Origin of the sequence: Pandoraea terrigena (assembly GCF_902459705.1) — a bacterium.
GTDB classification, from domain to species: Bacteria; Pseudomonadota; Gammaproteobacteria; order Burkholderiales; family Burkholderiaceae; genus Pandoraea; species Pandoraea terrigena.
Genome location: NZ_CABPRU010000003.1, coordinates 493,752 through 518,673 on the forward strand (window position 1 = coordinate 493,752; position 24,922 = coordinate 518,673).

At 62.2% G+C, this 24,922-nt stretch carries 22 protein-coding genes and 1 pseudogene; 7 read left to right on the forward strand and 16 right to left on the reverse strand.

Annotation, left to right across the window (positions count from 1 at the left end; translation table 11 throughout):
• Positions 1-9: 9 nt before the first annotated feature.
• The 7 genes from PTE31013_RS09880 to PTE31013_RS09910 form a co-directional block, all read right to left on the reverse strand.
• Positions 10-765, reverse strand: coding sequence for an ABC transporter ATP-binding protein (locus tag PTE31013_RS09880; RefSeq protein ID WP_150612620.1), 756 nt, complete (start codon positions 763-765; stop codon positions 10-12).
• Positions 762-1,541: an ABC transporter ATP-binding protein gene (locus tag PTE31013_RS09885; RefSeq protein WP_150612621.1), complete on the reverse strand. Its 780-nt coding sequence runs from the start codon at positions 1,539-1,541 to the stop codon at positions 762-764. Before PTE31013_RS09885 ends, PTE31013_RS09880 begins: the two co-directional genes overlap by 4 nt.
• 4 nt (positions 1,542-1,545) lie before the next feature.
• The gene (locus tag PTE31013_RS09890; RefSeq protein WP_150612622.1) at positions 1,546-2,235 is read right to left on the reverse strand and encodes a DUF2848 domain-containing protein; all 690 of its coding nucleotides are present in this window, start codon (positions 2,233-2,235) and stop codon (positions 1,546-1,548) included.
• A 35-nt stretch (positions 2,236-2,270) separates the two neighbouring features.
• Positions 2,271-3,512 carry an ABC transporter substrate-binding protein gene (locus tag PTE31013_RS09895; protein ID WP_246174220.1) on the reverse strand — a complete coding sequence of 414 codons (1,242 nt, stop codon included), beginning with the start codon at positions 3,510-3,512 and terminating at the stop codon, positions 2,271-2,273.
• A 105-nt stretch (positions 3,513-3,617) separates the two neighbouring features.
• Positions 3,618-3,998 carry a cupin domain-containing protein gene (locus PTE31013_RS09900; RefSeq protein ID WP_150612623.1) on the reverse strand — a complete coding sequence of 127 codons (381 nt, stop codon included), beginning with the start codon at positions 3,996-3,998 and terminating at the stop codon, positions 3,618-3,620.
• A gap of 66 nt (positions 3,999-4,064) precedes the next feature.
• Positions 4,065-5,546, reverse strand: a complete 1,482-nt coding sequence (locus tag PTE31013_RS09905) for a 4-hydroxyphenylacetate 3-hydroxylase family protein (RefSeq protein ID WP_150612624.1) — start codon at positions 5,544-5,546, stop codon at positions 4,065-4,067.
• A gap of 26 nt (positions 5,547-5,572) precedes the next feature.
• The gene (locus PTE31013_RS09910) at positions 5,573-6,091 is read right to left on the reverse strand and encodes a flavin reductase family protein (protein WP_246174223.1); all 519 of its coding nucleotides are present in this window, start codon (positions 6,089-6,091) and stop codon (positions 5,573-5,575) included.
• A 416-nt stretch (positions 6,092-6,507) separates the two neighbouring features.
• Here PTE31013_RS09910 and PTE31013_RS09915 point away from each other — a divergent pair, with 416 nt between their 5' ends.
• Positions 6,508-7,740: an IscS subfamily cysteine desulfurase gene (locus tag PTE31013_RS09915; protein ID WP_150612625.1), complete on the forward strand. Its 1,233-nt coding sequence runs from the start codon at positions 6,508-6,510 to the stop codon at positions 7,738-7,740.
• A 22-nt stretch (positions 7,741-7,762) separates the two neighbouring features.
• Here the strand turns inward: PTE31013_RS09915 and PTE31013_RS09920 are convergent, their stop codons facing one another.
• From PTE31013_RS09920 to PTE31013_RS09960, 9 genes are all read right to left on the reverse strand, one after another.
• The gene (locus PTE31013_RS09920; protein WP_150612626.1) at positions 7,763-8,305 is read right to left on the reverse strand and encodes a MarR family winged helix-turn-helix transcriptional regulator; all 543 of its coding nucleotides are present in this window, start codon (positions 8,303-8,305) and stop codon (positions 7,763-7,765) included.
• 147 nt (positions 8,306-8,452) lie between these two features.
• The gene (locus PTE31013_RS09925; RefSeq protein ID WP_150612627.1) at positions 8,453-9,187 is read right to left on the reverse strand and encodes a transporter; all 735 of its coding nucleotides are present in this window, start codon (positions 9,185-9,187) and stop codon (positions 8,453-8,455) included.
• Between the two features lie 137 nt (positions 9,188-9,324).
• On the reverse strand, positions 9,325-12,075 hold the full coding sequence (mgtA, locus tag PTE31013_RS09930) for a magnesium-translocating P-type ATPase (protein ID WP_150612628.1): 2,751 nt from the start codon (positions 12,073-12,075) through the stop codon (positions 9,325-9,327).
• A 308-nt stretch (positions 12,076-12,383) separates the two neighbouring features.
• On the reverse strand, positions 12,384-12,740 hold the full coding sequence (locus PTE31013_RS09935; protein WP_150610659.1) for a hypothetical protein: 357 nt from the start codon (positions 12,738-12,740) through the stop codon (positions 12,384-12,386).
• Between the two features lie 531 nt (positions 12,741-13,271).
• Entirely contained in the window at positions 13,272-13,919 is a 648-nt protein-coding gene (ribA, locus tag PTE31013_RS09940; protein WP_150612629.1) for a GTP cyclohydrolase II, read from the reverse strand.
• A 249-nt stretch (positions 13,920-14,168) separates the two neighbouring features.
• The gene (locus PTE31013_RS09945) at positions 14,169-14,927 is read right to left on the reverse strand and encodes an aspartate/glutamate racemase family protein (RefSeq protein ID WP_150612630.1); all 759 of its coding nucleotides are present in this window, start codon (positions 14,925-14,927) and stop codon (positions 14,169-14,171) included.
• A 30-nt stretch (positions 14,928-14,957) separates the two neighbouring features.
• Positions 14,958-16,373, reverse strand: coding sequence for a dihydropyrimidinase (hydA, locus tag PTE31013_RS09950; RefSeq protein WP_150612631.1), 1,416 nt, complete (start codon positions 16,371-16,373; stop codon positions 14,958-14,960).
• Positions 16,374-16,377: 4 nt separating this feature from the next.
• Positions 16,378-17,112: a maleate cis-trans isomerase family protein gene (locus PTE31013_RS09955; protein ID WP_150612632.1), complete on the reverse strand. Its 735-nt coding sequence runs from the start codon at positions 17,110-17,112 to the stop codon at positions 16,378-16,380.
• Between the two features lie 72 nt (positions 17,113-17,184).
• Positions 17,185-18,483 (reverse strand): MFS transporter, encoded by a 1,299-nt coding sequence (locus PTE31013_RS09960; protein WP_150612633.1) that lies wholly within the window; start codon positions 18,481-18,483, stop codon positions 17,185-17,187.
• 218 nt (positions 18,484-18,701) lie between these two features.
• Between PTE31013_RS09960 and PTE31013_RS09965 the strand changes: the two genes are divergently transcribed.
• From PTE31013_RS09965 to PTE31013_RS09990, 6 genes and pseudogenes are all read left to right on the forward strand, one after another.
• Positions 18,702-19,379 (forward strand): GntR family transcriptional regulator, encoded by a 678-nt coding sequence (locus tag PTE31013_RS09965; RefSeq protein ID WP_246174264.1) that lies wholly within the window; start codon positions 18,702-18,704, stop codon positions 19,377-19,379.
• A 143-nt stretch (positions 19,380-19,522) separates the two neighbouring features.
• A pseudogene (locus tag PTE31013_RS09970) lies at positions 19,523-19,845 on the forward strand (type 2 periplasmic-binding domain-containing protein); the annotation flags it as partial.
• A gap of 216 nt (positions 19,846-20,061) precedes the next feature.
• Positions 20,062-21,591, forward strand: a complete 1,530-nt coding sequence (locus tag PTE31013_RS09975; protein ID WP_217426220.1) for a sigma-54 interaction domain-containing protein — start codon at positions 20,062-20,064, stop codon at positions 21,589-21,591.
• Positions 21,592-21,808: 217 nt separating this feature from the next.
• The gene (locus tag PTE31013_RS09980; RefSeq protein ID WP_150612636.1) at positions 21,809-22,348 is read left to right on the forward strand and encodes an OsmC family protein; all 540 of its coding nucleotides are present in this window, start codon (positions 21,809-21,811) and stop codon (positions 22,346-22,348) included.
• Between the two features lie 44 nt (positions 22,349-22,392).
• The gene (locus PTE31013_RS09985; RefSeq protein ID WP_150612637.1) at positions 22,393-23,532 is read left to right on the forward strand and encodes an acyl-CoA dehydrogenase family protein; all 1,140 of its coding nucleotides are present in this window, start codon (positions 22,393-22,395) and stop codon (positions 23,530-23,532) included.
• Complete coding sequence (locus tag PTE31013_RS09990; protein WP_150612638.1) at positions 23,529-24,884, forward strand: FAD-dependent oxidoreductase; 1,356 nt, start codon at positions 23,529-23,531, stop codon at positions 24,882-24,884. The genes PTE31013_RS09985 and PTE31013_RS09990 overlap by 4 nt, the downstream gene beginning before the upstream one ends.
• Positions 24,885-24,922 lie beyond the last annotated feature (38 nt).

Below are 24,922 nucleotides of genomic sequence, written 5' to 3' on the forward strand. Positions count from 1 at the left end.
CAGAGCGAGTTACACATTGAGAAGCGTCTGCAGCGTCTGCGTGTGGGTGGGCAACTGGGCAGCGTCGAATTGCAGCGCAATGCGCCCGTGCTCCATCACATAGAAGCGGTCGGCAAGCGGGGCAGCGAAGTGGAAGTTCTGCTCGACGAGCACGATCGTGTAGCCGCGCGACTTGAGCGTCTCGATCATGCGGGCGAGCGTGCGCACGATGGCGGGCGCCAACCCCTCGGAGATCTCGTCGAGCAGCAACAGGCGCACGCCCGTGCGCAGAATCCGTGCGATGGCCAGCATCTGCTGCTCCCCACCCGACAGGCGCGTGCCCGGACTGTGCCGGCGCTGTGCCAGATTCGGGAACATCGCGTAGATTTCGTCGAGCGACATGCCCGGCTGTCCGGCGGCGGCACCGCTCGGCGTCATCACCGGCGGCAACAACAGGTTTTCCTCGCACGACAGACTGGCGAAGATGCCGCGCTCCTCCGGGCAAAAGCCCACGCCGCACCGCGCGATCTTGCGCGTCGGCAAGCCGATGGTCTCTCGCCCGAAGACGCGCACTGAGCCGGCGCGGGTATCCGTGAGTCCCAGAATGGCGCGCAGCGCCGTGCTGCGTCCCGCGCCGTTGCGGCCCAGCAGGCTGACCACCTCGCCCTGCCCCGCCAGCAGATCGACGCCATGCAGGATGTGCGATTCGCCATACCAGGCCTGTAGGCCTGTCACCGCCAGCGCCGGGACACTGGCGGCAACGAGGGACGATTCATGTGCCTTCATGCGTGCGCTCCTTCCAGTGTGGCGTCTGCCGAGCCCATGTAGGCTTCGCGCACGCGGGCGTCAGCGGTGACCGTGGCGTAATCGCCTTCGGCCAGGATCTCGCCGCGCTGCAAGACCGTGATCGTGTCGGCAATGCCCGCCACGATCTTCATGTTGTGCTCGACCATCAGCACGGTGCGTCCGGCCGCGACTTGCCGGATGAGCGACGCCACGCGGTCGACGTCTTCATGCCCCATGCCCTGGGTGGGTTCGTCGAGCAACATGACGTCCGGCTCCATGGCAAGGGTGGTGGCGATTTCCAGCGCGCGCTTGCGACCATACGGCAGCGACACGGTCAGCGCGTCGGCGTAAGCCGCGATGCCCACTTCGTCGAGCAAGGCCATCGCGCGCGTATCCAGGTCGCCCAGTGCGCGTGCGCTGCGCCAGAAGTGATAGGACTGGCCGGTGGCGCGTTGCAGCGCCACGCGCACGTTTTCGATGACCGACAGGTGCCCGAACACCGCCGAAATCTGGAACGAGCGGATCATGCCCCGCCGTGCGACCGCCGCCGGGGCGAGGCGCGTAATGTCCTCACCGCGATAAAAGATCTGGCCCGATGTCGGCGTCAGGAATTTTGTCAGCAGGTTGAAGCACGTCGTCTTGCCTGCGCCGTTCGGGCCGATGAGCGCATGAATCGCCCCCCGCCTGACCTTCAGGTCGACGCCGCCCACGGCCGTGAAGCCACGAAACGCCTTGGTGAGCTGCCGGGTTTCGAGAATGATGTCGTCGTGATGCATGCGCTCACCCCACCACCGGTAGCGGCGTAATGCCGTAACCGTGTTGCAGACGGCGTTCGAGCACGGGATCCTCGAGCTCGAAATCGAAGCGCTCGGCCGAGCGGATGCCGCCGATTGCCGCGAGCGTGCCGCACAGCATGGCCGTGCCGTCATCGAAGCGTCCGCCCGCCTCGATGAACCGCGCGAGCAGATCCTGCGGCGAGCGCATCGCCGTCACCGGCCCCTGCTGATACAGCACTTTCTCGCCGCCGATGTTGGCGTAGCTGCGCAGCACGAGCCGGTCCCAGTGTGCCTCGACGTCGGCCAGCGGCCAGAGCATCGCCGCACAGGGCTTCTCGCACATTTGCTTCGAGACCGTCACCCCATACGTTTCCACGTCGCGATCCGTGTGGTCCGACGCTACCCCAACGTACGTTTCGCCCCCACTGCGCACGAGCAGGAATTCGACCTCGCCGCTGCTGGCGCGTCCGCTCGCCTCGATATGCGACTGTGTGGTGAGCCGGTCACTCGACACGCGGTAGAACATCGGCGTGGCCGCCGGGCGTTTCACACCGAGTGCCTCGAGTTCACGGATGTGATGCTCCATCGCTTCGGCGTCCCGCCCCGTCCAGCCCGCAACCACGAGCTGTTTGATGGCGATATCTCGATCGACGGCACCCTGCGCCGTCTGTACAACGAAATGCATGAGTTTCATCTTGCCGACTCCGGTCATGGCCTGACTTCTTGGCTTCACTTCTTGACGAACGCGCACTGGCTCTGGGCAAGCGGGCGAAATGCCTCGTTGGCGGGGATCGTCTGCAGCACCTTGTAGTAATCCCAGGGCTTCGTCGACGCCTTGGGCGACTTCACTTCGACGAGATACATGTCATGCACCATCAGGCCGTCCGGACGAATCTGGCCGCCCTTGGCGAAGAAGTCATTGACGGGCGCCTGCTTCATCGACGCCATCACCGTGTCGGCGTCATCGGTGCCGGTGCGCTGCACGGCCTGCAGGTAGTGCATGACCGACGAGTAAGTCCCGGCGTGGACTAGCGTCGGCATCTTGCCGGTCTTCGCGAAGAAGCGCTGCGCCCAGGCGCGCGACGCGTCGTCACGGTCCCAGTAGAAGGCGGTCGTCAACGTCATGCCCTGCGCCGCCGCAAGCCCCAGGCTGTGAATGTCGCTGATGAACATGTGCAGACCCGCGAGCTTCTGCTTGCCCGGGCCGTTGATGCCGAACTCGCGGGCCGTCTTGATGGCGTTGACCGTGTCCGCCCCGGCGTTGGCCAGTGCAATCACCTTCGCGCGAGATGCCTGCGCCTGCAGCAGGTACGACGAGAGATCCGACGAATTGAGCGGATGCTTGGCGTGACCCACGACCGTGCCGTTCGCGTGTTTCAGGGCATCGGTGGCGTCCTTCTCGAGCGATGCGCCCAGCGCGTAATCGACCGTCAGGAAATACCAGCTGTTGTCGCCACTACGCGTCATGGCCTTGACCGTGTTCGACGCAAACGAATAGGTATCGTACGAATACTGCACGGTGTACGGCGAGCAGTCCTCGTTCACCAGCCGCGTGGTGCCCGCGCCGGTCACGATGGCGATGCGATGCTTGCCCTTGGCGACATTGGCCACCGCCAGCGCCACGGACGACGGCAACAGATCCTCGACCACGTCGACGTGCTGGTTGTCGAACCAGTCGCGGGCGATCGTCGCCGCCACGTCGGTCTTGTTCTGATGGTCGGCCGAAATCACTTTGACCGGCACGCCATTGACCTTCCCGCCAAAGTCGTCGACAGCCATTTGCGCGGCTATCACCGAGCCCTTGCCGCCGATATCGGAGAAGATTGACGACATGTCGGTGAGCACACCGATCTTCACCACCCCATCGCTCATCTTGCCGGGCTGCGCCCGAGCGGCGAAGGGCGTGGCAAGAACGGCGGCGAGCGCCAGTGCGGCCATTGACGTGATACGACTTGCGCGAAACGTAACCATGATGTTTTCCCGATAGCCTGTAGAGGTTCGTGTGGGTGAGACGGTCTCCGCACGGCGCGGCAACGCCCTGATGGCCGCCGCGCGCGATGCCCTGCCTTGAACGTGTCAGGCCGGGTCGTAGTAGTGAATTTCGAGAAGCAGGCAGCCGTCGTTCGACTTGAACGGGCCGTGAAACGCACCTGGCGGACGGCAGGCATACGTGTTCGGTGCAAACGCTTCGCCGCCCTCGCCCTGCGCGTCGTTGCCGACCGTCAGATCGCCTGCGACCAGATAGACCTCTTCCCAGTAGGTATGCACGAACGGCGCCTTGGTGTAGATGCCCGGCGCGAAACGCAGCAGGCGCGTGCGGCTGCCCGCGCGGTTCTGCTCGTCGAGCGAACCCGCGAGAATCTTCTGTTCGATGCCCGGCGGGTAGCCCGGCGGCACCTCCCAACCGTCCTTCATATCGATGGAGTGAAACTCGTCATGCAGCTTGTTGATCGCCATGGGAACTCCTTGTCTGTGTCTCTGGCTGTGGCGGGTAATGCCGTTGTCGTGGGGAGGGAATGCCGGTCAGGCGGCGACCGGCTGCCGGACGATCTCGTCCGAGAGCGCGTAGGTGCCGAGCAGGTTGTCGACCAGACGCGTAGCCTTCTGCCAGTCGTACGTGCGATAGGCGTGACCCTTGGTCACGAAGGCGGCGCCGGCATAGAACATCTCGTACTGGTTGTGGCGCGAAGCGAATTCGGAGCCAACGGCGTCCCAGGCGAGCTTGAAGAACTTCACGCGCTCCTCGGCGTCGGCCACCGGCGACTTCTGCGTCTTCGCGATAATGCTGGCGAGCATCGGGTTCTCGAAGTCGTGAATGCTGGACGGCAACATGATCATGCCGCCGCCCGCCAGTTCGCGAAGCGTGCTGAGAACCTTCGTGTAGAGCTGCTGCGTGAGCACCTGCGAGCCATAAAGCAGGCTGCGGTCCGGCACGTAGTAGCCTTTCTCCACATGGCCCTTCGCCTCCATGCCGTGCACCCACGCCTCGACCATCGCCGCCTCGGCCGCGAGTTGTCCCAGCGTCTCGCGCACTTGCGGGAAGGCGTTGGTGCCGTTCATTTCGGTAATACGCAAGGCGATGCCCACCAGAAAGCGCAGCTTGACCATCAGTCGCACCTGGCACTGGTAGTTCTGGTAGCTGTGCGCGGGCGTGGCGTGGAACTGCTTCGCGCACATGGCGGTATCGCCGGCAACGAAGATGCGCTCCCACGGCACTTTGACGTCGTCGAAATACAGCACGGCGTCGTTCTCGTCGAAGCGCGACGCGAGCGGGTTGTCGAACACCGACGTGGCGTTGCCCTCGTACGACTTGCGCGACAGCACGCGCAGCCCCTTGGAATTCATGGGAATGGCAAACGACAGCGCGTACATCTCGTCGCCCGCCTTGAGCGGCTGGATGCAACTGCAAAAGACCTCGTTGGCCATGATGCCGCTAGTGGCGAGCATCTTCGCGCCGCGCACCGTAATGCCCTCGTGATCCTGATCGACGATGCCGACCGCGAGGTACTTGTCCTCCTGCTCGTGAGCGGATTTCGACTGATTGGCCTGCGGATTGACGATCACATAGGTCAGGAACAGATCGTTGTCGCGGGCGTACTTGTAGTAGTCGCGCAAGGCGCCGGCCCGCTGCGTGTCGTACTGATCGAAGACGTCGATGCCCATGACCATGCCGGACAGGCATGACGCCACATGATCCGGCGAGCGCCCCATGAAGCCATAGTGCAGCTCGCTCCACGCTTCGAGCATCTCGCGGCGCTGGACCAGTTCGTCGTAGCTCGTGGGCAATTGCCAGATGCGCGAGACCTGATCGCCCGTGTCCGGCGACGCGAACGTCATCGCCTCGACGTTCTCGGGACGCGCCTGAAAATCGTACAGACTCGCGTAGCTGCGAATGGAGTTTCGGAACGCTGGATGGGTGGTCACGTCGCTGACGGGCTTGCCGTCGATATACACCTCGCGTCCGTCACGCAATTGGCCGATATGTTGACTGCCGTTCTTTACCATGACTCTCTCCTGAAACCCTGGGAAACTCACGCCGCGACCGGCGTGGTGTCGAGCGAGCGATACTGCCCGCCGAAGAAAATGAGCGGACGGCCGTCGTGGCGGGCCGTATGGCGCACCACGCGTCCGATAAAAATCACGTGATCACCGCCGTCGTGCTGTGCGTGCGCCTCGCATTCGAAAGCGGCCAGCGCTCCCGGCAAACGGCCGATGCCCACCCCATCGAAACTCACGCCGTCCCATTTGCTGCCGCGGGCAGTGGCGAAGCGGTTCGATGTCTCGCGCTGGCTCTCGTCAAGCACGTTCACGGTGTAGCGCCCCGCGACACACAGGTCGTCAAGGCTGAGGCAGCGCCGGTCGACGCTGAACAGGATCAGCGGCGGCGCCAGCGACACCGAATTGAACGACGCCACGGTGATGCCGATGGGCGGCCCCTCGGCACGCGCTGCGGTAATGACCGCCACGCCGGTGGCAAACATGGCGAGCGTGCGGCGAAACTGTCGCGCCTCGTCCTCCGGAGTCGTCACTGCGGTAGATACATCGTTCACGGTTACCTCCTTTGCAAGCCGGCCCGACAGACGAGACGACTTCGATTTAGTCGTTTCATCCACCGCACCGCCTTTTACATTTAGCTTTGTTTGTTAGTAGTTATTGAACGTTAACAAAATTAGCTAATCAAGCAAGGTAAACCCTGAGAGCGATCTCGGTGCATGTGCTTTCCGACGGTGCGTCGACGCACACAAAATGGGCAAAAGCCTTGATGGCATTGGGGTTTCAAGGCAATCGCGACACGCGGCCAGCAACCGCGTTGCGGATAACCCATCTCGTATTCCCGCGGCAAACGATCGCCAAAATCGTCCGCATGAAACCCTTTTTCCAATGTGGGAGAGTGCAAAGCGCGAGACACGCGGTGCTACACTCGGCCGCAATTCATGATGTCCACCGGACGATTCGGAGCCCCCCTATGCCGTCGACCACACCGTCGCTTTTCGAAGCCCCCATCTACATGGACTACAGTGCAACGACCCCGGTCGATCCGCGCGTGGTCGAGACCATGGTTCCGTACCTGAACGTCAATTTCGGCAATCCGGCCTCGCGCAGTCACAGCTATGGCTGGACCGCCGAACAAGCGGTGGAAACCGCGCGCGAACACGTCGCCGCGCTCCTGGGGGCCGATCCGCGCGAAATCGTCTGGACGTCGGGCGCGACCGAAGGCAACAACCTCGCGATCAAGGGCGCCGCGAGCTTCTACAGCGGCAAGGGCAAGCACCTCATCAGCGTGAAGACTGAGCACAAGGCAGTGCTCGATACCCTGCGCGAGCTCGAGCGGCAAGGCTTCGAGGTCACCTATCTCGACGTGCAGGAGGACGGGTTGATCACCGTCGATACGGTACGTGCAGCCCTGCGCCCCGACACCATCCTGGTGTCGGTGATGATGGTCAACAACGAAATTGGCGTGATTCAGCCCATCGCAGAGATCGGCGAGCTGTGCCGCGAGCGCGGTATCGTGTTCCACTGCGACGCCGTGCAGGCCGCGGGCAAGATTCCGATCGACCTGCAGACGCTGAAGGTCGATCTGATGACGGTCACCGCCCACAAGCTCTACGGCCCGAAAGGCATTGGCGCGCTGTATGTGCGCCGCAAGCCACGCATTCGTATCGAGGCACAGATCCACGGCGGCGGACATGAACGCGGCATGCGCTCAGGCACGTTGCCGACCCATCAGATCGTGGGCATGGGCGAAGCGTTCCGGCTGGCAAAGCGTGAACTGGCGGCGGAGGCTGCGCGCGTTCGCGTGCTGCGCGACCGTCTGCTGGCTGGTTTGCAGGCGATGGACGAGGTGTACGTCAATGGCGACATGACACATCGCGTGCCGCACAACCTGAACGTGAGCTTCAACTTCGTGGAAGGTGAATCGCTCATCATGGGGATCAAGGGTGTAGCGGTGTCGTCGGGTTCGGCGTGCACGTCGGCGTCGCTCGAGCCGTCGTTCGTGCTGCGGGCGCTCGGGCGCAGCGACGAACTCGCGCACAGCTCGATCCGCTTCACGTTGGGACGCTTCTCGACCGAGGCGGAAGTGGACAGCGTGATCGAGCAGGTGCGTGGCACCGTAGGCAAGTTGCGCGAGATGAGTCCGCTATGGGATATGTATCAGGACGGCGTCGATCTGAACGCGATTCAGTGGGCCGCGCACTGATCCAGCGCTGGGGGTGCCGCGCCTAGCGCTTGTCGCGCGTTGCCAACTCGTGGCCAAGGTCGAGCGTGGCCCGGTCGCCGTTGGCGACGAGCCGATCGACCACGGCGCACAGCACCTTGAATTCGGTGCGCGTCACGCCGTCAAACAGCACGTCGTTGATGCGCTGCTGTGATGGTGTCAGTTCGTGGAGCCGTTTGGCACCGGCGGCCGTCACCGTCAGGCTCATCTTGCGACGGTCGTCCGGATTCTGACGCTTGTCGATCAGCTTGAGCGCCTTGAGCTTGTTCGTCTCGATGGTCACGAAGGCCCCGGACAGGTGCAGATGCTCGGCCAGTTGATTGACGGTGACGTCCGCGAGCGACGACAGGTGCACGACCGATTGCAGCAGCGAATATTGAATGCCGGTCAGGCCGATCAGGCTGCCAAAGCCGTCTCGAACGGACAGCAGGCGTGCGGCGAACGGCAACAGGCCATTGATCAGATGCCGGAATTCGGCGTCGGAACCGTCGATGAGACAGGCCGGATTGGTGACGGTGAGCGCCTTGGACGGCGACGATTTGGGCATATGAAGAAGTAAGTAAGCGACGCTGCGCGCCTGGACAACAACTTTGGAAAAAAATTATACTGCAAAGTTATCGCCACGCTCCCCGGGGACGGCGTCTTGCTACGCCTCGCCGCGCCCCGGCATGCCTCATGCTACCGATGGGCCGACTTACCAGCGCACGGTCATCCCGCCCATCCAGGAATAGTCGTAGGTCTGTGGATTGAGGCCGCGCCGATAGCCGACGTCCAGATCCAGCCAGGACTTCGGACTGTAGATCGCCCCGAGAATCATGAACGCCGGATGGGTCCGCTGCGTTACGTCGGGGTTTTGCGAGGCGCCCACATCCAGAATGAGCTGCGTTGTCGGCAACACGCGGTAAAGCACGGCCCCCGAGACCTTCCACAACGACTGGCGATCCCCTTGACGATTCGGTTGATAGGCGGCCCCGGCGTTGAACAGGAACGTCCATTTGTCGGTCTCGTATTGCGTGAGCAACGTTGCGCCGGCGTTCACCCGGCCGCTGCCGAGCCCGCGTTGATCGTTGCCCGTCGGAAAACTCAGGTACGGCTTGAGGCCGATGCTGAACGCCCCGTCGTCGTACATCCGCCATTTGGCACCCGTCTCCACATCGCCGAAACCGTTGCCCTCCGCGTCGGAGCGATTCTGGAGGTGTGTATAGGGAACGTCGACATACAGATCGAGCGCCTCGCCCACCCCGCGCGTAAGCGTGCCGTTCCAGAGCGTCTGGCGCCCCATATCCTGCTGCTTCGACGTGACTTCGCCATTCGTCTCGAATTGCCATTTGCCGTCGCCCTGCGTGCCGGTATCGTCGGAGACCAGCGGGTGGGCGGCAAAGGCGCTGAGCGGACAGAACAGCGCCAGAGACATCAATTGCTTCTTCATGAGTCGTTCTCTTGCTTATGTGTGTCGTCCCGGCGCGGCGAGCGGCGGGACGAGGATGTGCGGATGCCTGCCCCCGCCCGGCGGGGCGGGAGCGTCGCATCAAATCGATGGGGGTTTGGGGTCCGATCCGCGCCCGGTCAGAACCAGCGCCCAAAGCGGCGGATGTAGATCGTCTTCACCACTTGCGCGAGGGCGATGTAACCGAGCATGGTCGCAGCAAGCCAGTAGAAGTACGCCCCCGGCAGGGCGACGAAGCCCAGCGCTTCGGCAAACGGCGAGTACGGCAGCCAGCAGGCCAGCGCGATTGCCACCGTCGTCGACAGCATGATCGGCAGCGCAGGCGTGCTTTGCAGGAACGGAATCTTCTGCGTGCGCAACAGGTGAACGACCAGCGTCTGCGACACCAGTCCCTCGACGAACCAGCCGGAATTCATGATGACCTGCCCCGCGTCGCCGCCTTGGGCGTGATACAGCGCACCTGCACCGAAGACCGTCCACATCAGCGCATAGGTCGTGATATCGAACACCGACGAGGTCGGTCCGAGCCACAGCATGAAGCGCCGGATGTTCCCCGCGTCCCACTTGCGCGGCTTCTTGAGGAATTCCGGATCCATGCGATCCCACGGCAGGAACATCTGCGAGATGTCGTACACGAGGTTCTGCACGAGCAATTGCATCGCGAGCATCGGCTGCCACGGCAGGAATGCGCTCGCCACCAGCACCGAGAACACGTTGCCGAAGTTCGAGCTGGCCGTCATGTTCAGGTACTTCAAGATGTTGCCGAACGTCTCGCGACCCTTGATCACCCCTTCTTCGAGCACCATCAGGCTCTTTTCGAGCAGGATGATGTCGGCGGTCTCCTTGGCGATATCCGCACCGGTATCCACCGAGATGCCGACATCGGCATCGCGCAGTGCCGGGGCGTCGTTGATGCCGTCGCCCAGGAAGCCCACCGTGTGACCGTTGGCCTGCAGGGCCTTGACCACGCGCGCCTTGTGCAGCGGCGCAAGCTTGGCGAACACGGTCGTGCGGCCGACCGCCTCGCGCAGCGTGGCGTCGTCCATCGGCTCGATGTCCGTGCCCAGCAGCGGCGTGCCCGGCTCGAGCCCCACTTGACGGCACACGTTTATCGTGACGATCGGGTTGTCGCCCGTCAGCACCTTCACCGTCACGCCATGCTCGCGCAATGCGGCAATGGCCGGGGCCGCCGAGTCCTTGGGCGGATCGAGGAAGGTCAGGAAACCGCAGACCGTCAGCCCCGCTTCGTCGGACGTCTTGTACTGCGTCTTCGTCTCGCTCGCAGGGATGTCGCGCGTCGCCACGACGAGCACGCGGAATCCGTCGGCGTTGTACGCCTCGGCGCGCGCCAGCAGGATCGCGCGGGAGGTATCGTCCAGCACGCGCACCCCCTGCGGGGTCTGCACGTACGTGGAGACGGACAGCATTTCCTCGACGGCGCCCTTGGTAATCATCACGTGCTCGCCGCGCGCGTCGGCCACCACGACCGACAGACGCCGGCGCACGAAGTCGAACGGCAACTCGTCGATCTTGGCGAAGTCGCGGGGCTGCACTGCCTCGCCAATCTCGTTGGCACGCCGGATGATCGCCACGTCGATCAGGTTGCGCTGGCCACTCTGGTGATAGCTGTTGAGCCAGCCCAGGCGCAGCACATCCTCGCGCTCGTCGCCCGCCACGTCGAGATGCTGCTCGAGAATGATGCGGTCCTGCGTGAGCGTACCGGTCTTGTCGGTACACAGCACGTCCATGGCGCCGAAGTTCTGCACCGAGTTCAGGCGCTTGACCACCACCTTGCGGCGCGACATCGCCATGGCGCCGCGCGCCAGGTTGGCGCTCACGATCATCGGCAGCATTTCCGGCGTGAGGCCAACGGCCACGGCCAGCGCGAACGTCAGCGCGCTGACCCAGTCGCCCTTCGTCAAACCGTTGATCATGAACACGACCGGGACCATCACCAGCATGAAGCGAATGAGCAGCCAGCTCACGCTGTTCACACCGCGGTCGAAGCTCGTCTCGACTCGCTTGTGACTCACCACATTCGTCGCCAACGCGCCGAAATATGTGTCCCCCGCCGTGGCGACGACAACGCCGGTGGCCGTGCCGCTCACCACGTTCGTGCCCATGAAGCAGATATTGGACAGGTCGAGCAGGTTCGCATTGCCCTGTCCGGTCGTCTCGGCGGACTTTTGCGCGACGGCGCCGAGGGTGTCGTATTTCTCGACGGGCAACGCTTCGCCCGTGAGCACCGCCTGGCTGATGAACAAGTCGCGTGATTCGATCAGACGCAGGTCGGCCGGGATCATGTCGCCCGCCTGGAGCGTCACGATGTCGCCCACGACCAGCTCGCGCATGGCGACTTCGTGACGCTCCGGCTCGCCCGTCGCTGTCACTCGGCGGCGAACGCTGGCTGTCGTGCGCACCATGGCCTTGAGCTTCTCGGCCGCACGCAGCGACCGGAACTCGGAGAAAAAGCGCAACAGGCCGCTGATGGTCACCATCGCGAGCAAGATGGAGATGCCCATGTAGTCCTCATCGCCCGGATCCGCGAAGTGGACGTCGGTGAAATAGCTGACCGTGGCGAGCGCCAGCAGCACCATCACAAACGGGTTCTTGAACGCGCCGAACAGTTGCACCGCCCAGTGCGGCGGCTTGTCGTGCGCGATTTCGTTGGGACCGTAGCGGGTCTGACGCTGGCCGACGTCGGCCAGCGTCAGACCGTTCAGGTCGGTGTCGAGGGTGTGCAGCGCGTCCTGCAGTGGCTCATTGGCCAGCCGGGCAACGACGTCGGGGCCCGCGGGCGGCAGGCCGGAGGTTGTCGAGCGTTCGACGAAGCCGCGCTGCTTGCGGCGCGAGTGAAGAGACTTGTTCATGACGATGTCCTGGCGCGGCTTACGCTGGCATGGCGGCCGGCCGGTCTCGTCAGGCGCTACCGGATGTCATGTCTCCGGAAACAACGCGCGAACGCACCCTGCCGCGCCGCGCGGCGCGCGGTCGGTAATAGTGAAAATTCGTTGGGATCGCCCGTCGGAACCCTACGTGCCAAGCACAGGGTCCCGACGGGCCTCATTCGGCTACTTCCATCTTCCATATTGGACTCCTTACATTTTTATATTCGGTACACCGGCAGTCGCTGGCGCCCTGTCTGGCAAGAAACACCGTTGCGACAGGAACGACGGAATCAGCCGTGCGTGGACCTTGCGCCAGCGCTCGCGTGTCGGGCGGCATCGTCGGACCAGAACACGCGGCGCACGCTGCGCTCGCCGGACAGGCGCATGACGAGCGACGTGAGCGACGCGCGCGAAGCGGCCGGACAGTCGAGCGTGACGGTGGCCGAGGCTTCGTCGCGATCGCTCCAGCGTGTGATGCTGACGCGCGTGGCACGCAGGCCGAGGGCAGTGAGATCGATGAACATCTGCTTGCGCAATGCCCCAAGGGCATCTGCCAGGCAGACGATGGTCAGACGCGACACCGGGGTGGGGAGCGTCGGTGGGCTCTGGAAAGCCTGAAAAGTTTGCAACGTTTGAATAGCGCGCATGATTTCCTCGCATAGCTGCGAATCGTCCCTACCGCGCACGGCACGGACGGCCGGCCAGTGCGGGCGCGCCGGTGCGATGCCAAACGCATGCGCAAGACGACAACGCCCCTCACGGGCACGACAGTGAAATTTCTGCGGGAATTGCGCCAAAGCGGTCACGCTCAAGGCGAGCGTTCGGTGGCGCTAGACACCGCATCCTGCATGAGGACGCGGCACAGGGAATGGCTGTGGATCCTCAGGCAATCAGTCGATCAAAGGTCGACTACTACTGGCATCGGAATTCACGGACAAACCCCTTGAGTGGAAGACAGGGCGGATGGTAACCGAGGCCAAAATGCAGCGTCAAGCGCAAATTGCTGCGCCGCACACAAGATGGGAATTTGCCCATACCCGTTGGCACTGCCACTGAAGTGAAGCGCGCGACGGGCCCGCCACATGTGAGACATTTCAGCGAACGGTACGGCGAATGGTCGTTGTGCCGGCGGGACTGCGCCGTCAGCCTGGCACGTCGACGGCCGGCGCAACGCGCGCTTACTCGTTCTCTTCGAAGTAATGTCCGAACTTGACCTGCTTGGTGCGGATATAGCGCGCGTTCTCTTCGCGCATCGGGATATCGAGTGCCACGCGCTCGCACACCGGGATACCGTGCTTCGCCAGCGTGTCGAACTTCTTCGGATTGTTGCTCATGAGGCGCACCGACCGGACGCCGAGAATGCGCAGGATCGCGGCCGCCGAGTCATATTCACGGGCGTCGTCCGGCAAGCCCAGATCGAGATTGGCTTCGACCGTATCGCGGCCCTGCTCCTGCAGCAGATAGGCACGAATCTTGTTGCTCAGGCCGATACCGCGCCCTTCATGGCCACGCAGGTACAGCATCACGCCGCGCCCTTCGTCCGCGATCTTGCGCATCCCCACGTCGAGTTGTTCGCCGCAATCGCAGCGATAGGACCCGAAGACATCCCCCGTCAGGCATTCGGAGTGCAGGCGCACGAGCGTGGGCGCATCGCCGCTGACCTCGCCCATGACCAGCGCGAGGTGCTCGTTGTCGCTGCCTTTGACGCGAAACGCGTGAGAGGTGAAAGTGCCGTATCGGGTCGGCAGGGTGGCCGTTGCGACAAGCTCGACGCATTCGCCAGCGTCGCACGCGGGCGTGGCAGAGGCAGTACCAGGGGACTTCATGATGACGTTCAAACAGGCCAAGATTGGGGAGTCGCCCGCCACCGGATGGCGAGGGCGTGCGCTAGAAGTGTAACGCCATTTCCGAATTTCAGCCGGCGGCGGCATGCAACTCACTGTTTCACGCCGCCTGCCAATCCGATGGCACCCGGCCAATGCCGACGGCGCCGAGCCTCGACGTTCCGTGCCGCGCGACTGGCGACGTCGTCCCCGCCGATCCGCCAACGGTAGTCCGAAAGCGCACACCCGGCATCAGCCGTCCGAGACACCTGGCGCTTCAAGCATCCCGCTAATGGCGAGGGGCAGTCCCGCGTGTGGCTTCGCGGGCGGTCGCTGAAAGCTGCCCAGGCGCGCAACGCCCGGTTGCAGTGCCACCAGCGACTCGCAATGCCGGACCGCACTGGAGACGCCGTCGACAACAGGTACGGGAATGCGGTCTCGCAACGTCCGCGCCAGCCCTGCCAGCGGCGCGCCCGCCACCACGATCACGTCGGCGCCGTCCTCATTCACGGCTTGCCGGCTCAGTTCGATGAGGCGTTGCGCGTGGTCCTCCTGCACGGTCGCAATATCTCGCAATGGCGACGTCAGGCTGCGAATGCTGGCGAGCCGCGACATCAGCCCGTTCGCTTCGACACACTCCCGATACCAGGCTTGAATCCGGTGCGAGATGGCGATGATCGAAAAGCGCGCGCCGAGCAAGCACGCGCTCGCCAACGCCGCTTCGGTCATGCCGACGACCGGCACGTCGAATAACTCCTTGATCCCCCCCAACCCAGGGTCGCCAAACGCTGCGACCACGAGGCCATCGAACGTGCCCGCCTGTTCCGCCGCGGCACACGCCGTGGCGTAACCGCCGACGAGCGCCTCGAAGCGCGTCTCGATATAGGCAACGCCAAACGACGCCGTCGCGAAGGCGAGCGTCGTTTGCGGCGATGCGGCGCGACGGGCTTCGGCTTCGATCAGCCCCGTCACGCTCGTAGAGATATTGGGATTCACCACAAGTAAGCGCATGAGATCTCCTGCAACGGTCGTTGTCTTGCGTTACACCAGCGACGGCGCGTCTGCCGGCAGGAAGCGCCCTCGCCCGGCGGCGGGCGCCAGGTATTGCCCGCTGGCCACGAGTTGTTCGCCGCGCGAAAAGCAGTGCACCGGCCAGCCGATGACCTCGCGCCCCTCGTACGGCGTGTAGTCGACGGCATGATGCAACTGGGCGTTGCGGATCGTCGTACGCACTTCCGGATCCCACAACACAATGTCGGCATCCGCCCCAACGGCGATGGTGCCCTTGCGGGGATACAGGCCGTAGAGCCGCGCCGGACGGTACGACGTCAGCTCAACGAACTGGTGAATCGACAGACGTCCGTGACGCACGCCATCGAACAGCAACGGCAGGCGCGTCTCGATGCCGGGAATGCCGTTGGGGATATGCTCGAACGACTGCGGCTTGCCGCCCGGCTTCTTGCCTTGCGGGTCTTCATAGTTGAACGGCGCGTGATCCGACGAGAACACCGAGAACACGCCTTGCTTCAACGCCTTCCACACGGCTTCCTGATTGTCGGCATCGCGCGGCGGCGGGCTACAGACGCATTTGGCCCCCGCGTAACCGTCGTCGCCCGGATGATTCATGTCCTCGGCGCTCAAATACAAATACTGCGGACACGTCTCGGCCAGAATCTGCATGCCCCGGCCCTGTGCCCAGCGAATCTGACCGATGGCCTCTTTGCCCGAGACGTGGACGATGAGAATCGGCACGTCCACCAGTTCAGCGAACGTGATCGCCCGGTGCGTCGCTTCGCGCTCGACGGCTGCGGGCCGCGCGAGGCCATGGAACTTCGGCGCAATGCGACCCTGCCCGACGAGCTTGTCCGTCAGCCATGCGATGCAATCCGAATTCTCCGCATGCACCATCACCAGCGCGCCATGCTCGCGGGCCACGGACAGCACCTCCAGAATCTCGCGGTCCGAGAGCTTCAGATCGTCGTAGGTCATGTATATCTTGAACGACGTGTACCCTTCGCGAATCAGTTGCGGCAGCTCTTCTCGGAGCACCTTCTCCGTCGGATCCGCCACGATCAGATGAAAACCGTAGTCCACCACCGCGCGCCCTTCGGCGCGGCGGTGATAGTCGTCGACGGCCGCGCGCAACGAACCGCCCTTCTCCTGCGCGGCAAACGGGATCACCGTCGTCGTGCCGCCGCACACGGCCGCGCGTGTACCGGTGAAGAAGTCATCGGCCATGCGCAGGCCGTCCGGCATCGGCTGATCAAGGTGGCAGTGGCCGTCGACGCCGCCAGGCAGCGCAAGCAAGCCCGAGGCGTCGATCTCCCGCGCACCGCCTGCCAGATTCCGGCCCAGGGCCGCGATCACGCCGTCGCGCACGCCGATGTCGCACGTAAAGCGATCGGCCGCCGTGACCACGTCGGCATGCCGAATGACCAGGTCGAAAGTGTCGATCATCGTCTCACTCCCCTTGCAGGAACAGTTGGCCCCAGCCGCTCAGCGCGCGCGTGTCGACGCCGGCGAGCCGCATCGACTTCCAGAGCACCGTCGAAATGGTGTCGTACACGGGAATGCCAGTCCGGGCTTCCAGCGCACGGGCGAGCGGCGCGGCATGCAGGTTCGTGCAGAACGTGGTGATGGCTTGCGGGCGCGCTTGGGCCACGTCGTTGACGAGGTCCTCCAGCGTCTGCGCACTGACTTCCGAAAATTCGAAGTTCTTGCTGAGCCCGAGGTGGCGCTCCGCCGTGCAGCGAATGCCTTGACGCGCATAGTTCGCGACAATGCGTTGTTGCACGTCTTCCAGATAGGGGGTCACGAGACCGAGTTCGGTCACGCCCGTGCGCGCCAGGATCTCGTTGAGCGCCAGCACGGATGTCGTCGCGGGAATACCGGTCGTTTCGGTGATCTGCCGGCACAGCGCTTCGTCGGTCTCGAAGCCGAGCCAACCGGCGGACGTACCGTTCCATGCAATGACATCGACTTCGGCGTCGGCGAGGAGCTGCGCCGCGTCGAGAATCTTTTGCAGGTCGAATTGGCCGAGGGCGTTCTCGCCGAGGGAAATCTGCGTGACGCGAAAGCGGGAGAAATGGACAGAGACATCCTCCAGGCCGGCCACCATCGCGCTGGTAATCGGTTCCAGCGCAGTGTTGGAAGACGGCGTGAGCATGCCAAGCAATTTGCGTTTTTTAGTCGTCATGGTCTTACCGATAATGCGGTGATCGGCCGCCTGGGCGGCGCGCCGATCGAGGGGAAAACGTGGGTCCGCGAATCAGACCGGAAGCTTGCGTTCGTAGTCGATCAGCGTCGAGCAGATGAACAGCCCCACACCGGCGGCCGCGAAGAACATCAGGGCAAGGAAATACGAACCGGTGGTCTGCACGATCAAGCCGACAATCAGCGGAACACTGATGCCCCCGATGTTGCCGCCGAGATTCATCACCCCGCCGAGGAACCCCACCTTGTTACGCGTACCGAGAATGGACGGAATGCACCAGTACAGGCCGCACCAGCGAAGGAAGAAGAGCGTCGAGGACAGCAGCACCACGGTCACGACATCGCTCTTCACATAGGCCACGGAGAAGATCGACGCGGTCGCGATAACGGCAGCGATACCGAAGAGCGTGCGCATGACCTTGTTCGGCGAGCCGCCTGCGGCCTTCCATTTGTCGCCGACCCAGCCGCCGAACAACTCGCCGATAAAGCCGCAGAAGAAAATGATGAAGCTCGCGCCGCCCATCTGCTTGATGTCGAACCCGTGCACCTTGTGGAGGTAGTTCGGCATCCAGGTCAGCAGCCCGTAGAAGACCGTGTTGAAGCACATCCAGCCCAGCGCCATGCACCACACGGAGCGGTACTTGAAGAAGTCCAGCGAGCGTCCGGAGAGGTTGGCCGGTTCGGCGCGGTGCTCGCTCGCCTGCGCTTGCTCGATGTAGGTCGCTTCATCGTCGTTGACGGATGGGTGTTCGCGCGGGGTGTTGCGGATGTAGCGCCAGGCGACGTAGCCGGCCAGCACCGTGCCAACGCCCGCGATAACGAACGCCAGACGCCACGAGCCAAGCATCGTGATGAGCCAGGTGATGATGATGGCGCCGAGGGCGGCCCCCAGCGGCGCGCCGCCGTCGAGCAGCGTTGCGCCACGGCCGCGTTCGTACTGCGTCATCCAGATGGCGTTGAGTTTGCCGCCCGCCGGATAGATCGGCGCTTCCGCCGCGCCGAGTCCGAAGCGCGTGAGCAGTAGTGACGTCGCATTCGTGCACAGGGCGGCGGCCGCCTGGAAGATGCCCCAGAAGACCGTGGCCAGCGCAATCACGATGCGTGGCTTGTATTTGTCAGCCAGCATGCCGCCCGGAATCTGCATGACGGCATACGTCCAGAAGAATCCGCTCAGGATCAACCCTTGCATCGCGGGCGTGAGGTCGAACTCTTTAGAAATCAGCGGCATCGCCACCGACAACGACGCCCGATCGATGTAGTTGATCGAGATCAGACACAGCATCAAGAAAAAAATCTTCCAGCGCACAGCGCTCTTCGTGCCCGCCATAGCGGCAACCCTGCCTGTCGACTGCATGGTGAATCTCCAGAGTAGATGACTTACATACCTTTCGTCGCGACTTGAGAGCGAGTATAGAATCTGTAATCTGTAATTACAATATCGGTAAATAATTGATTTTATTGAAATCAACTCTAGGGATTTCCCTACGTGGTAGGATATTTATGACACTGATAAATACATACGAGACTGTGACCCTCCCCCTCCAGAAGTCCCTCAAGCTCCGCACGTTAGGTATGGCGGCCGAGATTACGGCGCGTTTGCGCGTCATGATTGAAGAAGGCGAACTGCCACCGGGCGAGCGTATCGACGAGAAGGCGCTGTGCGAACTGTTCGACGTGTCGAAGACACCGCTGCGCGAAGCGCTCAAGACGCTGGTGTCCGAGGGGCTGGTGCTGCATCGGCAATACATCGGCTACCGGGTTGCGCCACTCGATCTCGACGAGCTTCGTGCGACGTTTGAGATTCTCCATGGCCTGGAGCGCATGGCGGGAGACTTGGCGTCACAGCGATTGACCGACAGTGCGCTGGCCGCGATCGAGAAGAAGCACGAGCAGATGCTCGACGCGCATGGCAAAGGTCTGCGCACGGAATACTTCCGGATCAACCAGCAGATCCACCAGATGATCGTGGACGGTGCGGGCAACCCGGTGCTCTCGTCGCTCTATGCCACGTTGATGAGCAAGGTCCACCGCGCGCGCGGTGCCGCGAACGCGGATCTTTCCCGCTGGCAGGAATCGCACGAAGAGCACGACCAGATCATGGCGGCCCTGCGCGAAGCCGGACGTCCGCACTTGGGCGAGGTGCTCAAAGCGCACTCGGAGAATACGGGCGCCGAGGTGCTGAGCGTGGTCGCCGAGGCCATTCGCCTCGGCGAGCCTCAGCGTCGGGCGCGCGAGGCCGGGGTAAGCTGACGCATCGAAATGATCCGCCCGGTGGCGCGATCCATCATCACGACCCACACGGTACGCTGAACGCCCATCTCCGCAGCACCATCGACGCCATCGGCAAGATTGCCGATATGCTCGAACCCCTGACTTCCCGAACATGACCATGACGCGCCGCGGCGATCGGTTTGACGGCACCGTACTTGCTCATCGAAGGCTTTTACCTGGTGCGCGACACCTCGCCGGTGAAGACCAACGCCGAGGTCGATCAGGCGCGCACGCGCGTTGTCGTCGGCAAAGGCAGCGCGTATGCCCTGTTCCTGACGCGCGAACTCAAGCCCGCGGAAATCGTGCGCGCGGCGAGGCGGCTGTGGCATTTCTAACGACGTTCGTGGAAGACATGAAACGCGAGGGTTTCGTGGCGGATGCCATGCAACGACATGGCGTGACAGGTGTAGGTTTACCCGTCGTCTTGCCGGAAATTGAGCCATAGTCCTGCCGGTTTCATTTTCCACCCAAACCAGGCGCCCTCGCCTCGTTGCTTCCCCTATTGAATTGGTGCCCATCACATACGTCGCTGGCGAATTCGGCCGACGAATATGTTCTGTGCCCGGGTTGATCTTATGATGGGATCTGTTATCCCGAGGGTGGCCAGATGAATTCCCAGCATAGTGAGAGCGATTCGCCTGCATTCTGGAGAGAGCAGGAGATGCTCCTTCTCCAACAAATAATGAGCCTCGTAGGCAAAGGGCTATCGCCGGACGTAATTCTTCGCGAAACGCTCCATCTGATGTCCGAGCTCCTCGGGCTGAACCGTGGGCGCATCGTGCTTCTGGACGATGCTGCGACTGACAGCTGCAAAATCCGGTATGCGTATGGCCTCAAGACAGACGAAATCGAGCGGGGGCGCTACAAGGTCGGTGAAGGCATTACGGGGCATGTACTGCGCCATGGCCAACTGATTATCGTACAGGACATCGATCGAGACGATGTCTTTCTTGCGCGGGCCGTTACACGTGACCGCCTTCCGCCGGGGCCCGTTTCGTTTATCGCGCTACCGATCCGAATTGAGGATCGCAGCGTGGGCGTCTTGGCGTGCCATCGAATTCGTGTCCGCAATCGTGCACTATCGAGCGACGTGTCTATTTTGCGGATCTTGTCGACACTGGCTGGCCACCTTCTTCATCTTGATTCGATGATGAAGGCAAAGACTCGCGCACTCGAAGAACAGAACGAGATGTTGATGCACGCGCTTGAGCATGAGAGCGCGAAGTACGGAATCGTGGGTACTTCGCCTGCGCTGCTTAAAGCGATTTCGCAGCTGGAACGAGTCTCCGATGCGTCGGCGAGTGTCCTGCTGCTCGGCGATTCAGGTACCGGCAAGGAGCTGTTCGCCAGAGCGCTGCACCTGTCTGGTCAACGCAGTGATAAGCCATTCATAAAGGTGAACTGTGCAGCAATCCCCGACTCGCTTTTCGAATCCGAATTGTTTGGCTACGAGCGGGGCGCGTTCACGGGTGCAACCGGTGTGCGAGAGGGGCTTTTTGAACAGGCATCTTCGGGGACGATCTTCCTTGACGAAATTGGTGAGTTGCCTCTCACGTTGCAGGGAAAGCTGCTTCGTACGTTGCAGGAGGGAACGATAACCCGGCTGGGTGGGAAGCGTGAAATCAAGGTGGACGTCAGGCTTGTGGCTGCGACGAACAGAAGCCTGGAAATAGATGTTGCGAACGGCCTGTTCAGACAGGATCTCTACTACAGACTCAACGTTATTCCCATTCGTCTGCCGTCGTTAGCCGAGCGCAAAGGTGACATTCGCGCTTTGGCATTGCATTTTCTCAGCCGTGCAAACCAGGCAAACCAGCGCAACGTCAATCTCGCGCCTGATGCGCTCGCAAGGCTCGAGGATCATCAATGGCCTGGCAATATCCGCGAACTTTCGAATTTCATCGAACGCGTCGTGCTGCTCGCCGATAGGGCAATACTCCATTCGGAAGATGTTGAACGGTTTCTACCCGCAACTGAACTGGTGCCACTGGTTGAGACTCCCAGGTCGACCCGGCTGCAGAGGATTCCAATTCCGGAAGGGGTGCGTCAGTACATGGCGAACGACTCACATTCGGCAGATGAACTGCGTCAGGCATTGCGGTCGGCTGGCGGGAACAAGTCGCGAGCAGCGCAACTCCTCGGATTGACGACCCGTCAATTTTCGTATCGCTGGCAGAAAATTTGCAGCTAGATGCGACTGACAATGTTCGACGAATTGTCGACATTGTAAACAATTTGGAATTTGGTGCCTGTCGGGCTTGCGTCGTGGTGGATCATAAAAAATATAATAAATACAGTAACTTATAGGTTTTCAGTCGTCCTGGCACGATCGTTGCATTGATAGATGTGCGATCTCGCAGATCGTCTCATCCGGCACTTATGCCACGTCTGTCACCAGGAGAATTACCTTGAGTACCGAAACCGTCACCACCTACCTGCGCCCCATCGACCGCGAAGGCCTTCTGAAGTTTGCCGCCGCCGGCCGTGAGAATCCCGAGCGTAAGGGCAGCAACAAGGTCCATACGGTCATGCAGGGGCAGTTCCGCTCGTGGAGCTATGTGGGCACCCACAACCCGGTCGTCGTGGATGAGCCGGTCCATCTCTTCGGTGAAAACACGGTTCCTGCGCCGGGCGAGATCGCGCTGTCGGCGCTGGGCGGTTGCCTGAGCGTCGGCATTACGGCGGTGGCCACCTACCGCCAAGTCAAGCTTTCGCGTCTCGAAATCTTCCTGGAAGCCGATATCGGCAATACCGCCGCGTGGGGTGCCGGTGGCGCCGAACGTCAACCCGTGCAAATGGGCTTCCAGGAAATTCGTGTGAAGGTCCTCATCGAGGGCGACGCCACGCGCGAAGAACTGGACGACATCGTCAAGCACGCCAATAACTTCTCACCCGTTGCAAACACCATGCGCAATCCTGTCCCGTTGAGCATCGCGCTCGCGGAATAAGCCGCAGCACGCTCCTTCACACTGATTAACGGGAGTATCGCATCATGAAAGCGGTTGAATTTCCTGGCGACCGGATCGATTCGACGTGGACCGATTCCCAGGTCATTGCAAACGTGACGGCCATCTCCGATGGCCCGCTCGCAGACGCCGCGCATCGCATTGACGACGGCCATTACCCTCTCGAGATCATGGGGTCGCTCGGCGCCGCAGGCGCATTCGGCGCGCACCTCGAGCGAGGCGGTCGTCGGGTTGGCCTGGCGCTGGACGCTATGCGCGCTGTGAGTCGCCGTTGTGGATCAACAGGATTTCTCACATGGGCACATGACGTCTGCGGGCTTTACATGGAGCAATCCGGTAATCCTGCGCTGACTGGCGAACTGCTCGATGATCACACGATGGGGCGTACCTTCGGGGGTACGGCGCTTTCGAATCCGATGAAAGCGATTGCCGGCATCGAAAAGATGCTGCTACGCGCAGTGAAGGTGCCTGGCGGATATCACGTTAGCGGCGCACTGCCGTGGGTGAGCCATATCGCGCCGGGACATTATTGCGGTGCCATGGCAGGCGTGGTCCGCGACGACGGCTCGCTGTCGCACGAGATTATGTTCCTGCTGAAGTTTACGCCCGAGGTCGTATTGCGCCAATGTCCGGAATTCTCGGGCATGGAAGGAACCAGCACCTGGGGCGTGCGCCTCGACAACTACTTTGTCGGCGACGCCGCAATGATTGCAGATCCTGCACGTCCTCTCATTGCGAAGATACGCGCTGTATTTGTGTTGCTGCAAGCCGGAATGGCAATTGGCATTGCACAGGGCAGTATCGACTCTATCCGCGAAGTCGAGCCAGTACTTGGTCACGTCAACCAATTTCTGGAAGACGGTCCGGCCGAGCTTCAGGCGGAGTACGACGAGTTGGAGAGTCGCGTCGCCAAGCTTGCGGAGACGCCGTACGACGACAGCAAAGACTACCTACTTCATGTGCTGGACGCACGCGTGCAAGGCGCGCAGCTGGCACTACGTGCTGCGAATTCTGCGCTTATGCATCAGGGCGCGCGCGGCTACCTTATGAGCGCTGCTCCGCAGCGCCGTATTCGCGAGGCTCAGTTCGTCGCGATCGTAACGCCTGCCATCAAGCACCTGCGTTGGGAGATGGCTCGTCTGTCGAAAGAGGAGATCCCCGAATGAGCACTCCGATGAATTTGCCGTGGCGGCAATTCCTCTGCCGCGCCTGCGGCTTGATTTACAACGAGGAATTGGGCGATCCGGATAGCGGGCTTGAACCAGGGACGAGATTTGAGGACATTCCGGAGGACTGGGCTTGTCCGCTCTGTGGCGTTGTAAAAGCGGATTTTGAGCCTTACGAACCGTTGGAGTGCACTGCACGCTCGGACGATGCAGTGGTCGTTGCGCCGTCACGTGAGCTCGGCGTCGTGATCGTGGGCGGTGGCATTGCCGGTTGGAGTGCAGCAGAGGCGTTGCGTGCGCTCGACCCCGCTGTACCTATGACTCTCGTGACCGCATGCAACGGCGACAGATACCTCAAGCCGGAATTGTCCGTTGCGCTCGGGCGCGGCCTGAAGCCTGCCGATCTGGTTCGGGAGTCTGCCGTCAATGCAGCTCGGCGCCTTAATCTGCGTCTGATGACAGAAACGTTTGTCGTCGGCATTTCTCCGTCAATCAAACAGGTACGGACCACGCGAGGCGCAATTCGCTATACGAAGCTGGTGATCGCGCAGGGTGCGCGCCCGGCGCTACCGGAGCAGATGCCGGCCTCGCTATGTTGGCGTGTCAATGATTTGGCCGGATGGTCGGGGATTCAGGCGCGCCTGGATGGCGCAAAAAAGAACGTTGCGATCGTCGGTGCGGGGATGATTGGGTGCGAACTCGCGGACGATTTTTCGCGTGCAGGCCATGCCGTGTCGCTTATCGATGTCAACCCCGGCCCGTTGGCTAGTCTGGTTCCAGCGGTCGTCTCTGACAAGCTTCTGACGAGCCTACAGGGTGCAGGTGTCAGATTCTTGGGAGTTCGTCGCATCGAGAAGATCGAGAAAGCGGAAAACGGCCAAAAGAACATTCAAATGCAAAGCGGCGAGCAAATTTGCGTTGATGAAGTCGTCGCTGCGACAGGGCTCGTCACTGAGACCCGTCTCGCGAAAATGGCCGGGCTTGCGTTTGATCGAGGCATCGTTATCGATCCGCACACGATGCAGACAAGCATCGAAGACATTTATGCGATTGGCGATTGCATCAGCGTTGCTGGCGTGCCGTGCCGATTCATCGAACCGATCGTGCGGCAAGCGGGGGCGCTTTCGCATCACGTGCTCAACCGCGAGCACGTCGGCTATGTTCACAGCACGCCGCTGATTCGCCTGAAAACGAAGGCATTCCCCATCGTTCTCCACGGCGTCCCGAACGCCAATGGTACGTGGGGTGCTCCCGATGATCGAGATGGTCAGATTCGGATTGAGCAGAGCCTCGATGGTCGAGTCATTGCCCGCATCGAAGCGGGTTTCGCAGAGCAGCGGCTAGTCGCTTGAATGCCTTGCTGCCCGTAGGGCGGCTAACCCGAGTCCGG

Coding starts and splice junctions, on each gene's coding strand:
- PTE31013_RS09880 (WP_150612620.1), bottom strand. CDS start 765: ATGAAGGCACATGAATCGTCCCTCGTTGCCGCCAGTGTCCCGGCGCTG.
- ribA (WP_150612629.1), bottom strand. CDS start 13,919: ATGAAGTCCCCTGGTACTGCCTCTGCCACGCCCGCGTGCGACGCTGGC.
- PTE31013_RS09890 (WP_150612622.1), bottom strand. CDS start 2,235: ATGAAACTCATGCATTTCGTTGTACAGACGGCGCAGGGTGCCGTCGAT.
- hydA (WP_150612631.1), bottom strand. CDS start 16,373: ATGATCGACACTTTCGACCTGGTCATTCGGCATGCCGACGTGGTCACG.
- PTE31013_RS09915 (WP_150612625.1), top strand. CDS start 6,508: ATGCCGTCGACCACACCGTCGCTTTTCGAAGCCCCCATCTACATGGAC.
- PTE31013_RS09900 (WP_150612623.1), bottom strand. CDS start 3,998: ATGGCGATCAACAAGCTGCATGACGAGTTTCACTCCATCGATATGAAG.
- PTE31013_RS09945 (WP_150612630.1), bottom strand. CDS start 14,927: ATGCGCTTACTTGTGGTGAATCCCAATATCTCTACGAGCGTGACGGGG.
- PTE31013_RS09965 (WP_246174264.1), top strand. CDS start 18,702: ATGGCGGCCGAGATTACGGCGCGTTTGCGCGTCATGATTGAAGAAGGC.
- PTE31013_RS09895 (WP_246174220.1), bottom strand. CDS start 3,512: ATGGTTACGTTTCGCGCAAGTCGTATCACGTCAATGGCCGCACTGGCG.
- PTE31013_RS09905 (WP_150612624.1), bottom strand. CDS start 5,546: ATGGTAAAGAACGGCAGTCAACATATCGGCCAATTGCGTGACGGACGC.
- PTE31013_RS09960 (WP_150612633.1), bottom strand. CDS start 18,483: ATGCAGTCGACAGGCAGGGTTGCCGCTATGGCGGGCACGAAGAGCGCT.
- PTE31013_RS09925 (WP_150612627.1), bottom strand. CDS start 9,187: ATGAAGAAGCAATTGATGTCTCTGGCGCTGTTCTGTCCGCTCAGCGCC.
- PTE31013_RS09990 (WP_150612638.1), top strand. CDS start 23,529: ATGAGCACTCCGATGAATTTGCCGTGGCGGCAATTCCTCTGCCGCGCC.
- PTE31013_RS09935 (WP_150610659.1), bottom strand. CDS start 12,740: ATGCGCGCTATTCAAACGTTGCAAACTTTTCAGGCTTTCCAGAGCCCA.
- mgtA (WP_150612628.1), bottom strand. CDS start 12,075: ATGAACAAGTCTCTTCACTCGCGCCGCAAGCAGCGCGGCTTCGTCGAA.
- PTE31013_RS09920 (WP_150612626.1), bottom strand. CDS start 8,305: ATGCCCAAATCGTCGCCGTCCAAGGCGCTCACCGTCACCAATCCGGCC.
- PTE31013_RS09975 (WP_217426220.1), top strand. CDS start 20,062: ATGCTCCTTCTCCAACAAATAATGAGCCTCGTAGGCAAAGGGCTATCG.
- PTE31013_RS09955 (WP_150612632.1), bottom strand. CDS start 17,112: ATGACGACTAAAAAACGCAAATTGCTTGGCATGCTCACGCCGTCTTCC.
- PTE31013_RS09985 (WP_150612637.1), top strand. CDS start 22,393: ATGAAAGCGGTTGAATTTCCTGGCGACCGGATCGATTCGACGTGGACC.
- PTE31013_RS09885 (WP_150612621.1), bottom strand. CDS start 1,541: ATGCATCACGACGACATCATTCTCGAAACCCGGCAGCTCACCAAGGCG.